This window comes from Enterobacter sp. EC_50 (assembly GCF_019584525.1).
Taxonomy (GTDB): Bacteria; Pseudomonadota; Gammaproteobacteria; order Enterobacterales; family Enterobacteriaceae; genus Enterobacter; species Enterobacter roggenkampii.
Genome location: NZ_VDAF01000001.1, coordinates 324164 through 336679 on the forward strand (window position 1 = coordinate 324164; position 12516 = coordinate 336679).

Sequence of the window (12516 nt, forward strand, 5' to 3'; positions counted from 1 at the left end):
GCCAGGCACCTGCACCTTATCCCCTCACATTACAGGGAAAATTTGCCCCCGAAGCGCCCTCGGCGTAGACTATTGTCACTGTTTAAGGAGTGGATTATGCAGAATACGACCCAACCTATTGACCGAGCCTCTCTGCTTATCGAAGCAAACAAGCTTATTCGTGACCATGAAGATACGCTGGCAGGCATTGAAGCCACCGGCGTTGAGCAGCGTAATGGCGTGCTGGTTTTCAGCGGCGAATACTTCCTTGATGAACAGGGCTTACCGACCCCGAAAAGCACCGCCGTGTTTAACATGTTTAAATACCTGGCACATACGCTTTCCGAGAAATATCACCTGGTCGATTAACGCAAAACGCGAGGCATAAGCCTCGCGTTTTTGTTTACAGCAGCGGTTTTTGTCCACGCTGTAGCCAGCGGAGCAGCAGGCGGTCCGCGCTTTCTGCCGCACTGTTGGTAAAGCGGTCAAGGAGTCGCTTGCGCTGGGCAAAGCGGACGCCCACCAGTTCCCGGCCTTCCATCAGGTTGAGCAGTAGATCGTCGCTGGTTCCGACTTCATCCACCAGCCCTTTCTCCTGCGCCTGAACGCCGTACCAGTGCTCACCCGTTGCGACCTGCTCAATGTCCAGCGTCGGGCGCATACGGTGCACAAAGTCTTTAAAGAGATGATGCGTTTCGTTGAGATCCTCACGGAATTTTTGGCGCCCTTCTTCCGTGTTTTCCCCCAGCAGCGTCAGGGTGCGTTTGTACTGACCCGCAGTGTGAAGCTCGATATCAATCTCTTTATTTTTCAGGAAGCGGTTAAAGTTCGGGATCTGTGCGACCACGCCGATCGAGCCAATAATCGAGAACGGTGCGGCCACAATTTTGTCCGCCACGCAGGCCATCATGTAGCCACCACTCGCCGCCACTTTATCTACGGCCACGGTCAGCGGGATCTGTTTTTCACGCAGGCGCTGTAGCTGAGAGGCCGCCAGGCCGTAGCCGTGCACAACGCCCCCCGGGCTTTCAAGGCGTACAACGACCTGGTCCTGCGGCGTCGCCACGGCCAGCACGGCAGTGACCTCTTCGCGCAAAGACGCGACTTCATGCGCATCCATGCTGCCTTTAAAATCGAGCACGTAAACCCGTGGCGTGACCTTATCCTGTGGCGTATTGAGCTTCGCCTTTGCCTTTGCCGCTTTGGCTTCCTGCTTATGCTTTTTCTTCTGCGCTTTGAGCCACAGCTTCTGTTGATGACTATCAAGCAGGGCCAGAGACATCTCTTCCTGCATCTCTTTATACTGCTCGCTCAGGCGGGTGATGCGTAACTCTCCACGCTGACGCTTGCGCTGCGTCAGGTTGACAATCAGAACGGCAACCACCGCAATGGCAATCACCACCGTCGCGATTTTCGCCAAAAATAACCCATATTGAGAAAGTAATTCCACGCGTTCCACCTTGATTTAACCACGAATCTTTCACGGCAGTGTACAACACCCCCTGCCCATGCGTCTCGCTCGTGACACTACCTCTGCGAGGCGCCTTCAGGAATCCCCGGTCTGGCGTTTAAATATTTGCAAATTGTTAATTTTACAGCAATGCGTCCTGTAGACTGATTGAATTATCAGGCGAATTCGGGCATAAAGCCGAAAAGTCACAAAAGAAGGCGTGTTTAAGTCACCGTGCGCCGAGGAGTCACCTTGCATTATCAACCGCAAAAAAATCTGCTGCAGAACCGCATCATTCTTGTCACTGGGGCCAGCGACGGGATTGGCCGTGAAGCGGCGCTGACCTACGCTGAGTATGGCGCGAGCGTCATCCTGACCGGCCGCAACGAAGAAAAACTTAAAGGGGTGGCGCAGGAGATTGAAGCCGCAGGTGGGATTCCTGCTCGCTGGTACACGCTCGATCTGCTCACCTGCACGCCCGCGTCATGTCAGGAGCTTGCTCACCGCATCAGCACCCATTACCCGCGCCTGGACGGCGTACTGCATAATGCCGGCTTGCTTGGCGAAGTTCGCCCGATGGATGAACAGGATCCCGAGATCTGGCAGGAGGTCATGCAGGTCAACGTCAACGGGACGTTTTTCCTGACCCAGGCACTCCTTCCTTTATTACTCAAATCGGATTCGGGTTCACTGGTGTTCACCTCCTCCAGCGTAGGCCGTGAGGGGCGCGCAAACTGGGGTGCCTATGCCGTATCAAAATTCGCAACCGAGGGCATGATGCAGGTGTTGGCAGAGGAGTACCAGAGTCGCCATCTGCGCGTAAACTGCATTAACCCGGGCGGTACGCGCACCAAAATGCGCGCCAGCGCCTTCCCGACGGAAGACCCGCAGAAGCTGAAAACGCCGGCAGACATTATGCCGCTCTATCTCTGGCTGATGGGCGACGACAGCCGCCGCAAAACCGGGATGACCTTTGACGCCCAGCCGGGCCGTAAACCAGGAATCTCGCAATGAGTGAAGAACGTCATCAGCAGCGCCAGCAGCGTCTGAAGGAACAGGTTGATGCGCGCGTCGCGGCCGCTCAGGACGAGCGCGGGATCGTCATCGTCTTTACCGGCAACGGCAAAGGGAAAACCACGGCCGCATTCGGCACGGCGACACGCGCCGTCGGCCACGGGCAGAAGGTCGGCGTTATCCAGTTTATTAAAGGTGAGTGGCCTAACGGCGAGCGTAATCTGCTTGAGCCTCACGGCGTTGAGTTTCAGGTGATGGCGACCGGGTTCACGTGGGACACCCAGAACCGCGAAACCGATACCGCAGCCTGTCTGGCCGTCTGGGAGCACGCCAAAAGAATGCTGGCCGATCCCTCGCTGAATATGGTTCTGCTGGATGAGATCACCTATATGGTCGCCTACGACTACCTGCCGCTGGAAGCCGTGCTGGACGCACTGAAAAACCGTCCCGCCCATCAGACAGTTATCATTACGGGCCGCGGGTGTCATCGGGATATTCTGGAACTGGCAGATACCGTCAGCGAGCTGCGTCCGGTTAAACATGCGTTTGATGCGGGCATCAAAGCGCAGATGGGGATTGATTACTAAAGAAAAAAGCCCGGTGTCTTCACCGGGCTTTTACATTAACCGTTGTTATTACGGCTGCCAGAGCGGCGGTTGCTGCTCACCTGGCTGTGACGCTTCACCGCACGGCGAATCTGGTTCGCCTTCATGCGGCGACGATCTTTCTCCACCGCCACTTTAGAGGTGGTTTCCGGCGTCAGGCCGACCAGCTCGCGCAGGTAGTTGGTCTGGGTCAGATCCAGTTCGGTATATCCCCCACGCGGCAGGCCTTTTGGCAGCAGGATGTCGCCGTAACGGACACGGATCAGGCGGCTAACCTGCACGCCTACCGCTTCCCAGAGACGACGCACCTCGCGGTTGCGGCCTTCGGTCAGGGTCACGTTATACCACTGGTTGATGCCTTCCCCACCGGTAAATTTGATGGTTTTGAACGCCGCAGGACCGTCTTCCAGCTGAACGCCACGCGACAGATCGCGCAGTTTATTCTCGTCAACCTGGCCGAACACGCGCACCGCGTATTCTCGTTCCACTTCACGGCTTGGATGCATCAGACGGTTTGCCAGTTCACCATCGGTGGTAAACAGCAGCAGACCGCAGGTGTTCACGTCCAGACGGCCAACGGCAATCCAGCGAGCGCCACGCAGTTTAGGCAGACGGTCAAACACCGTCGGGCGACCTTCCGGGTCATTGCGGGTACACAGCTCGCCTTCCGGCTTGTAGTAAGCCAGCACGCGGCAGATCTGCTCAGCGGACTCTTTCACGGAGATAAGATGACCGTCGATACGGATCTTCAGCCCCGGTACGATTTCTACGCGGTCACCCAGCGTGGCGATTTTACCGTCCACACTCACGCGGCCCGCTTCAATAATGGCTTCGATTTCACGGCGTGAACCGTGGCCGGCACGCGCCAGCACTTTCTGTAACTTCTCGCTCATTGAGCTTCCTCAGGTGTCGCCTTCACAGGCGTCGAATCAGGTCAAAAGAGGGCCGAGCCCTGCTTTGATGGCCGCGTAGTATATCTGCTTATACCATTACAAGAAAGGCTTTACATCGCCCACGCCTTCACGAATCACTTCCGGTGCATCTTCGGTTAAGTCGACCACGGTGGTCGGCTGCTGGCCGAGATAACCGCCGTGAATAATCAGCTCGACCACCTTCTCCAGACGATCTTTGATCTCTTCCGGATCGGACTCGGTAAACTCGCTGCCGGGCAGCATCAGCGAGGTAGACAGCATCGGTTCACCGAGGGTTTCCAGCAGCGCCTGCGCAATCGGGTTCGACGGCACGCGCATGCCGATAGTCTTGCGTTTTTCCTGCAGCAGACGGCGCGGCACCTCTTTCGTTCCTTTCAGGATGAAGGTGTAGTTGCCCGGCGTGTTGTTCTTAATCAGGCGAAACGCCACGTTATCCACATAAGCATAGGTGGACAGCTCAGAGAGATCGCGGCACATCAGGGTAAAGTTATGGCCGTCCGGCAACTGGCGAATGCGGCAAATGCGTTCCATCGCCCCTTTATCTTCAATTTTGCAGCCCAGCGCGTAGCCGGAATCGGTCGGGTAGACAATCACGCCGCCTTTGCGGACGATCTCCACGGCCTGGTTAATCAGGCGTGGCTGCGGGTTATCCGGATGGATATAGAAAAACTGACTCATACTTCCCTCTCTTCAATTTGCTGCGGCTGTTCCCAGAGCTGCCAGACCGGCTCAACGCCAGCGGGCAGCCAGAGCTTGCGCCCCAGTTCGATCCAGGCGCAGGGCTGATGGAAATCAGAACCCTGTGAGCCAAGCAGGCCGTACTGTCGGGCATAGGTCGCGAGCTGCGCGCGCTCGTTGGGTGCCTGCTGACACTGGGCGACTTCCATCGCCTCACCACCGTTTTCGGCAAAGTGCGCCAGCAGCCTTTTCAGCCATTTAGCAGAAAGATTATACCGCCCCGGATGGGCCAGCACGGCCTTACCGCCAGAATGATGAATCACATCAATAGCTTGTTTTATTGTACACCACTGTGGCGGAACGTATCCGGTTTTCCCGCGCGCCAGATACTTTTTAAAGACATCCGCCATCGTCGTGGCTTTCCCCGCCTCTACCAGAAAACGGGCGAAATGACCGCGCGTAACCGCCCCGCCGTTCGCCAGCTTTTGCGCACCTTCCAGCGCGCCAGGAATATGTGCCTTTTCCAGACGCTCGCCGATCATCTCTGCGCGCTGGTTGCGGCGCGTTTTTTGTTCTTGCAAAAACTCAATAAGTGCCGGATGGTCTATATCGATGTTCAGGCCAACGATATGAATCTCATGGTTTTCCCAGACGGTCGAAATCTCGACGCCGGACACCAGATTGAGTGCCAGCTCGCAGCGGGCAATCTCGGCGCGCGCAGCCGGAATGGCATCCGTCGTATCGTGATCGGTTATCGCCAGCGTGCCGATGCGCATTTCAACGGCACGATGAACCAGGGCTTCGGGTGTCAGCAGGCCATCAGAGGCCTGAGTATGGCTGTGTAAATCATAAATAATCGCGTAGGTGGTATCGCTCAAAGCACTTCCCATAACAGGTTGAAGACATCCGAAACCGCCATGATACCGACTTAACGTGAAATTCTGAAATCAAGGGTTGACAACACGCCATCGAACTAGTTAACTAGTACGCAAGTTCACACGAGAAAGGTATCTGAAAATGACAGCACATTTCACTCTGCACGGCTGGTGGCGTACTTCCTGATCTTCGGGCAGTGTCACGCGTCTGCGAAATGCAAACAGATACCCGCCCGCTACTCAGCGGGCTTTTTTTTGAACAGAATAAATGAGAACACCAACATGCAAACAGCCAAACCCCATCTCGAATTGCTGACCTGCGAGGCGGCCTATCGCCACAACCCGACCGCGCTGTTTCATCAGGTGTGCGGGGCACGCCCGGCAACGCTGCTGCTGGAATCTGCGGACATCGACAGCAAGGACGATCTGAAAAGCCTTCTGCTGGTCGACAGCGCGTTGCGCATTACCGCCTTAGGTGACACTGTCACTATTAAGGCTTTGTCAGACAATGGCGCATCGCTTCTGCCGCTGCTTGATGCCGCCCTGCCTTCAGGCATCGAAAACGAACGTCATCCAGAAATGCGCATTCTGCATTTCCCGCCGGTTAGCCAACTGTTAGATGAAGACGCGCGCCTCTGTTCCCTGTCCGTCTTTGATGCCTTCCGCCTGCTGCAAAACCTGGTCACCGTTCCGCACGATGAGCGTGAAGCGATGTTCTTTGGCGGGCTGTTTGCTTACGACCTGGTCGCGGGATTTGAAGATTTGCCGGAAACCGAGCAGGGCAATCGCTGCCCGGACTACTGTTTCTATCTGGCCGAAACCCTGCTGGTGATCGACCATCAGAAACAGTACACCCGTATCCAGGCCAGCCTGTTCACGCCTTCTGGCGCTGAGAAAACCCGTCTGGAGCACCGCATTGCCCAACTGCAGCAGCAAATGACGGAAGCACCGCCTGCGCTACCGGTGCAGCGCGTCGAGAAGATGACCTGCGATGTGAACCAGACCGACGATCAATACGGTGCCGTGGTTCGCCAGATGCAAAAGGCGATTCGCGCCGGGGAAATTTTCCAGGTTGTACCGTCCCGTCGCTTCTCTCTGCCCTGCCCGTCCCCGCTGGCCGCTTACGACGTGCTGAAAAAGAGCAACCCAAGCCCGTACATGTTCTTTATGCAGGACAACGACTTCACGCTGTTCGGCGCCTCGCCGGAAAGCTCGCTGAAATATGACGCCACCAGCCGCCAGATTGAGATCTACCCGATCGCCGGAACCCGTCCGCGCGGACGTCGCGCCGACGGCTCGCTGGATCGCGATCTCGACAGCCGCATCGAGCTGGAAATGCGCACCGACCATAAAGAGCTCTCCGAGCACCTGATGCTGGTTGACCTGGCGCGTAACGATCTGGCCCGTATTTGCACCCCGGGCAGCCGCTACGTGGCGGACCTGACTAAAGTCGACCGCTATTCGTTCGTGATGCACCTGGTCTCCCGCGTGGTGGGCGAGCTGCGCCACGACCTCGACGTGCTGCACGCCTACCGCGCCTGCATGAACATGGGCACCCTGAGCGGTGCGCCGAAAGTGCGCGCCATGCAGCTGATTGCCGCCGCCGAAGGACGCCGTCGCGGCAGCTACGGCGGCGCGGTGGGCTATTTTACGGCCCACGGTGACCTCGATACCTGCATCGTGATCCGCTCCGCCTATGTCGAAGACGGTATTGCCACCGTTCAGGCCGGCGCCGGGATTGTTCTTGACTCTGTTCCGCAGTCTGAAGCTGACGAAACCCGCAGTAAAGCACGCGCGGTATTGCGCGCCATCGCTACCGCACACCACGCACAGGAGATTTTCTGATGGCTGACATTCTGCTGCTCGATAACATCGACTCCTTTACCTATAACCTGGCAGATCAGCTGCGTGCGAATGGTCACAACGTCGTTATCTACCGCAACCACGTCCCGGCGCAGACCCTGATTGACCGTCTGGCGACCATGCAAAACCCGGTGCTGATGCTCTCCCCGGGGCCGGGCGCGCCGAGCGAAGCGGGCTGTATGCCCGAACTGCTAACCCGCATGCGCGGCAAGCTGCCGATTATCGGTATCTGCCTTGGTCACCAGGCAATCGTGGAAGCCTACGGCGGTTACGTCGGCCAGGCGGGCGAGATCCTGCACGGTAAAGCCTCCAGCATTGAACATGACGGCCAGGCAATGTTTGCCGGGCTGCCGAATCCGCTTCCGGTCGCGCGCTACCACTCGCTGGTCGGCAGCAACATTCCCGCCGGGCTGACGATCAACGCCTCGTTTGAAGGGATGGTGATGGCGGTACGTCACGACGCGGATCGCGTCTGCGGGATGCAGTTCCATCCGGAATCCATCCTGACCTCCCACGGCGCCCGCCTGCTGGAACAAACCCTGGACTGGGCGTTACAGAAGCTGGAGCAGACCAACACCCTGCAGCCGATTCTGGAAAAACTGTACCAGGCACAAACCCTGAGCCAGCAGGAGAGCCACCAGCTCTTCTCCGCCGTGGTTCGAGGTGAGCTGAAGCCAGAACAGCTCGCAGCCGCGCTGGTGAGCATGAAGGTCCGCGGTGAAAGCCCGCAGGAGATCGCCGGTGCCGCCACGGCACTGCTGGAAAATGCCGCCCCGTTCCCGCGCCCGGACTATCCGTTTGCCGATATCGTCGGCACCGGCGGTGACGGCAGCAACAGTATCAATATTTCAACCGCCAGCGCCTTTGTGGCCGCAGCGTGTGGCCTGAAGGTGGCGAAGCACGGTAACCGCAGCGTGTCCAGCCGGTCGGGCTCGTCTGATTTGCTCGCGGCTTTCGGCATTAATCTCGATATGAACGCCGAACGTTCCCGTGAAGCGCTGGATGACCTGGGCGTCTGCTTCCTGTTTGCGCCGAAGTATCACACCGGTTTCCGCCACGCAATGCCGGTTCGTCAGCAGCTGAAAACCCGCACGCTGTTTAACGTGCTCGGCCCGCTGATCAACCCGGCCCATCCGCCGCTGGCGCTAATCGGTGTCTACAGTCCGGAACTGGTCCTGCCGATTGCCGAGACCTTGCGCGTGCTGGGTTACCAGCGTGCCGCCGTGGTGCACAGCGGCGGAATGGACGAAGTGTCACTGCATGCGCCGACGCTGGTAGCCGAACTGCGCGACGGTGAAATCCTGAGCTACCAGCTCGAAGCCGCTGACTTTGGTTTAACTCCGTATCACCAGGAAGCGCTGGCAGGCGGTACCCCGGAAGAAAACCGTGACATTCTGACGCGCTTATTACAAGGTAAGGGAGAGGTCGCCCATGAGGCCGCCGTGGCCGCCAACGTCGCCATGCTGATGCGTTTGCACGGTGAGGAAGACCTTAAGGCCAACGTTCAAAAAGTTCTGGATGTACTGCGCTCCGGTGCAGCTTACGATCGCGTTACCGCACTTGCGGCAAGAGGGTAAAGAATGCAGACCGTTTTAGCGAAAATCGTTGCCGATAAGGCCATCTGGGTGGAAGCCCGCAAGCAACAGCAGCCGCTTGCCAGTTTCCAGAACGACGTCGTCCCGAGCAGCCGTCGTTTCTATGACGCCCTGCAGGGTGCGCGCACCGCGTTTATTCTTGAGTGCAAAAAAGCGTCTCCGTCTAAAGGCGTTATCCGTGACGATTTCGACCCGGCACGCATTGCCGGCATTTATAAGCATCATGCCTCAGCCATCTCCGTGCTGACGGATGAGAAATATTTTCAGGGCAGCTTCGATTTTCTGCCGATCGTCAGCGGCATCGCGCCGCAGCCGATCCTGTGCAAAGACTTTATTATCGACCCGTATCAGATCTGGCTGGCGCGCTTTTACCAGGCCGACGCCTGCCTGCTGATGCTCTCGGTGCTTGACGATGAGCAGTATCGCCAGCTTTCTGCCGTCGCGCACAGCCTGAAAATGGGCGTGCTGACCGAAGTGAGTAATGAAGAGGAGCTGGAGCGCGCGATTGCGCTGGAAGCCAAAGTGGTCGGCATTAACAACCGCGATCTGCGTGACCTGTCCATTGACCTGAACCGCACGCGCCAGCTGGCGCCGCATCTGGGCTCTGGCGTCACGGTGATCAGCGAATCCGGCATTAACAGCTACGCCCAGGTGCGCGAGCTGAGCCACTTCGCCAACGGTTTCCTGATTGGCTCCGCCATGATGGAACATGACGATCTCAATGCGGCAGTACGTCGCGTGCTGCTGGGTGAAAACAAAGTCTGCGGCTTAACCCGCGAACAGGACGCCCAGGCCGCGTATGAAGCCGGAGCGATTTATGGCGGGCTGATTTTTGTGGATTCCTCTCCTCGCGCGGTCAGCGAAGAGCAGGCGCGTAAGGTCATCGCCGCGGCACCACTCAGCTATGTTGGCGTGTTCCGCAATGCGGATATCGCCGAGGTGGTTGAAAAAGCCGACGCGTTATCCCTGAGCGCAGTGCAGCTTCACGGCGATGAAGATCAGGCCTATATCGATGCCCTGCGCGCCACGCTGGCACCGCAGGTACAGATCTGGAAAGCGCAACGCGTTGACGATACGTTGCCCCCGCGTAACCTGAACCACGTGGATAAATACGTCCTCGATAACGGTCAGGGCGGAACCGGCCAGCGTTTTGACTGGTCTCTGCTGAACGGCGAAAAACTGGACAACGTCCTGCTGGCGGGCGGATTAAGCCCGGACAACTGTGTAGAAGCCGCGAAAACCGGCTGCGCAGGCCTCGATTTCAATTCAGGCGTAGAGTCCCAGCCGGGTAGTAAAGATGCCAGCAAACTGGCCTCGGTTTTTAAAACTCTGCGTGCATATTAAGGAAGAGAAGATGACGACATTACTTAACCCGTATTTTGGTGAGTTCGGTGGGATGTACGTCCCGCAAATCCTGATGCCCGCGCTGCGCCAGCTGGAAGAAGCGTTTGTGAGCGCGCAGAAGGATCCGGCATTTCAGGCGGAATTTACCGACCTGCTGAAAAACTATGCAGGCCGCCCAACGGCCCTGACCAAATGCCGCAATCTGACGGAAGGCACGAAAACCACGCTGTATCTTAAGCGTGAAGACCTGCTGCACGGCGGCGCGCACAAGACTAACCAGGTGCTGGGCCAGGCGCTGCTTGCGAAGCGTATGGGCAAAACCGAAATCATCGCCGAAACCGGCGCAGGCCAGCACGGCGTGGCCTCGGCGCTCGCCAGCGCCCTGCTCGGTCTGAAATGCCGCATCTATATGGGGGCGAAAGACGTTGAGCGTCAGTCTCCGAACGTCTTCCGTATGCGTCTGATGGGTGCAGAAGTGATCCCGGTGCACAGCGGCTCCGCGACGCTGAAGGATGCCTGTAACGAAGCGCTGCGCGACTGGTCTGGCAGCTACGAAACCGCGCACTATATGCTCGGTACCGCGGCGGGCCCGCACCCGTTCCCGACCATCGTGCGTGAATTCCAGCGCATGATCGGGGAAGAGACCAAAGCGCAGATCCTCGAAAAAGAGGGTCGTCTGCCGGATGCGGTCATCGCCTGCGTCGGCGGCGGATCTAACGCCATCGGCATGTTCGCAGACTTTATCGACGACACCCGCGTGGGTCTGATTGGCGTCGAGCCTGCGGGTCACGGCATTGAATCGGGTGAACACGGCGCGCCGCTGAAGCATGGCCGCGTGGGGATCTACTTCGGCATGAAATCCCCGATGATGCAGACCGATGAAGGCCAGATTGAAGAGTCTTACTCTATCTCCGCTGGCCTCGACTTCCCGTCCGTCGGACCGCAGCACGCCTATCTGAACAGCACCGGTCGTGCGGACTATGTCTCCATTACCGATGACGAAGCGCTGGAAGCGTTCAAAACGCTGTGCCGCAGCGAAGGGATCATCCCGGCGCTGGAATCTTCACACGCTCTGGCCCATGCGCTGAAAATGATGAAAGACAATCCGGAAAAAGAGCAGCTGCTGGTGGTCAACCTTTCCGGACGCGGTGACAAAGATATCTTCACCGTTCACGATATTCTGAAAGCACGAGGGGAAATCTGATGGAACGCTACGATAACGTATTTGCAGAACTGAAATCCCGCCAGGAAGGCGCGTTCGTTCCCTTCGTCACCCTGGGCGATCCGGGCCCTGAACAGTCGCTGAAGATCATCGACACCCTGATTGAATCCGGTGCCGATGCGCTGGAGCTGGGGATCCCGTTCTCTGACCCGCTGGCGGATGGCCCGACTATCCAGAATGCGACGCTGCGCGCGTTTGCTTCGGGCGTGACGCCAACCCAGTGCTTCGAAATGCTGGCAGCGATCCGTCAGAAGCACCCCACTATCCCGATTGGCCTGCTGATGTACGCCAATCTGGTGTTCAACCGCGGTATCGATGAATTTTACGCCGAGTGCGCCCGCGTGGGCGTCGACTCTGTTCTGGTCGCCGACGTGCCGGTCGAGGAGTCCGCGCCGTTCCGCCAGGCGGCGATGCGTCACAACGTCGCCCCGATTTTCATCTGCCCGCCGAACGCCGATGACACACTGCTGCGCCAGATAGCCTCTTACGGGCGCGGTTACACGTATCTGCTCTCCCGCGCAGGCGTGACCGGTGCCGAGAATAAAGCGGCCCTGCCGCTGCATCATCTGGTGGAAAAGCTGGCCGAGTACCATGCCGCGCCGCCGCTGCAGGGCTTCGGGATCTCCTCTCCGGATCAGGTCACCGCGGCGATTGACGCGAAGGCTGCGGGTGCCATTTCCGGCTCTGCGATTGTGAAGATCATCGAGAAGAACGTGGACAAGCCCGAGCAGATGCTGGCCGAGCTGAAGGCGTTTGTGACCGCCATGAAGGCGGCAACGCGTAAAGCCTGACCCCTCCACCGTCTGGCACCCTTGCCAGACGGTTACCTTTTCTTCCCCGTCTTCAACAAAGAATGACATCAAAATTGATCCTATCGATATTTTCGGTGTGAATGGCTTTTCAAACTGTCGTGTAAGCGTATGATCTGGTTTCTTTTTTATCTTTAATCCTTCTGAGTT

General features: G+C 57.9%; 13 protein-coding genes and 1 other annotated feature. Of the genes, 9 read left to right on the top strand and 4 right to left on the bottom strand.

Annotated features, from left to right (window positions below):
- The first annotated feature begins 96 nt into the window (after nt 1-96).
- A complete protein-coding gene (locus tag FHC48_RS01480) occupies nt 97-348 on the top strand; it encodes a YciN family protein (protein WP_003856804.1) in 252 nt (83 codons plus the stop codon).
- A 34-nt stretch (nt 349-382) separates the two neighbouring features.
- Here the strand turns inward: FHC48_RS01480 and sohB are convergent, their stop codons facing one another.
- Nucleotides 383-1429, bottom strand: coding sequence for a protease SohB (gene sohB / locus FHC48_RS01485; protein WP_008502812.1), 1047 nt, complete (start codon nt 1427-1429; stop codon nt 383-385).
- 252 nt (nt 1430-1681) lie between these two features.
- Here sohB and FHC48_RS01490 point away from each other — a divergent pair, with 252 nt between their 5' ends.
- Together FHC48_RS01490 and cobO are read left to right on the top strand one after the other, a co-directional pair.
- Nucleotides 1682-2443, top strand: a complete 762-nt coding sequence (locus FHC48_RS01490; RefSeq protein WP_008502811.1) for a YciK family oxidoreductase — start codon at nt 1682-1684, stop codon at nt 2441-2443.
- Complete coding sequence (gene cobO / locus FHC48_RS01495) at nt 2440-3030, top strand: cob(I)yrinic acid a,c-diamide adenosyltransferase (RefSeq protein WP_059365075.1); 591 nt, start codon at nt 2440-2442, stop codon at nt 3028-3030. Before FHC48_RS01490 ends, cobO begins: the two co-directional genes overlap by 4 nt.
- Before the next feature lie 35 nt (nt 3031-3065).
- Here cobO and rluB read toward each other — a convergent pair whose 3' ends face one another.
- From rluB to rnm, 3 genes are all read right to left on the bottom strand, one after another.
- Nucleotides 3066-3941 carry a 23S rRNA pseudouridine(2605) synthase RluB gene (rluB, locus tag FHC48_RS01500; RefSeq protein WP_008502809.1) on the bottom strand — a complete coding sequence of 292 codons (876 nt, stop codon included), beginning with the start codon at nt 3939-3941 and terminating at the stop codon, nt 3066-3068.
- 96 nt (nt 3942-4037) lie between these two features.
- Entirely contained in the window at nt 4038-4658 is a 621-nt protein-coding gene (locus FHC48_RS01505) for an L-threonylcarbamoyladenylate synthase (protein WP_003856793.1), read from the bottom strand.
- On the bottom strand, nt 4655-5536 hold the full coding sequence (rnm, locus tag FHC48_RS01510; protein WP_025913082.1) for an RNase RNM: 882 nt from the start codon (nt 5534-5536) through the stop codon (nt 4655-4657). The genes FHC48_RS01505 and rnm overlap by 4 nt, the downstream gene beginning before the upstream one ends.
- A 139-nt stretch (nt 5537-5675) precedes the next feature.
- Between rnm and trpL the strand changes: the two genes are divergently transcribed.
- The 6 genes from trpL (at nt 5676) to trpA (ending at nt 12348) form a co-directional block, all read left to right on the top strand.
- Nucleotides 5676-5720: a trp operon leader peptide gene (gene trpL / locus FHC48_RS23770; protein ID WP_106993556.1), complete on the top strand. Its 45-nt coding sequence runs from the start codon at nt 5676-5678 to the stop codon at nt 5718-5720.
- Nucleotides 5697-5790, top strand: a sequence feature (Trp leader region). (Overlaps the previous gene by 24 nt.)
- Before the next feature lie 25 nt (nt 5791-5815).
- Nucleotides 5816-7378 (top strand): anthranilate synthase component 1, encoded by a 1563-nt coding sequence (locus FHC48_RS01520; RefSeq protein WP_008502807.1) that lies wholly within the window; start codon nt 5816-5818, stop codon nt 7376-7378.
- The gene (gene trpD, locus FHC48_RS01525; RefSeq protein WP_008502806.1) at nt 7378-8973 is read left to right on the top strand and encodes a bifunctional anthranilate synthase glutamate amidotransferase component TrpG/anthranilate phosphoribosyltransferase TrpD; all 1596 of its coding nucleotides are present in this window, start codon (nt 7378-7380) and stop codon (nt 8971-8973) included. The genes FHC48_RS01520 and trpD overlap by 1 nt, the downstream gene beginning before the upstream one ends.
- A 3-nt stretch (nt 8974-8976) precedes the next feature.
- Nucleotides 8977-10335, top strand: a complete 1359-nt coding sequence (gene trpCF, locus FHC48_RS01530; protein ID WP_059365073.1) for a bifunctional indole-3-glycerol-phosphate synthase TrpC/phosphoribosylanthranilate isomerase TrpF — start codon at nt 8977-8979, stop codon at nt 10333-10335.
- A 10-nt stretch (nt 10336-10345) separates the two neighbouring features.
- Nucleotides 10346-11539, top strand: coding sequence for a tryptophan synthase subunit beta (trpB, locus tag FHC48_RS01535; protein ID WP_008502804.1), 1194 nt, complete (start codon nt 10346-10348; stop codon nt 11537-11539).
- Entirely contained in the window at nt 11539-12348 is an 810-nt protein-coding gene (gene trpA / locus FHC48_RS01540) for a tryptophan synthase subunit alpha (protein ID WP_023344339.1), read from the top strand. Before trpB ends, trpA begins: the two co-directional genes overlap by 1 nt.
- Nucleotides 12349-12516: the final 168 nt, after the last annotated feature.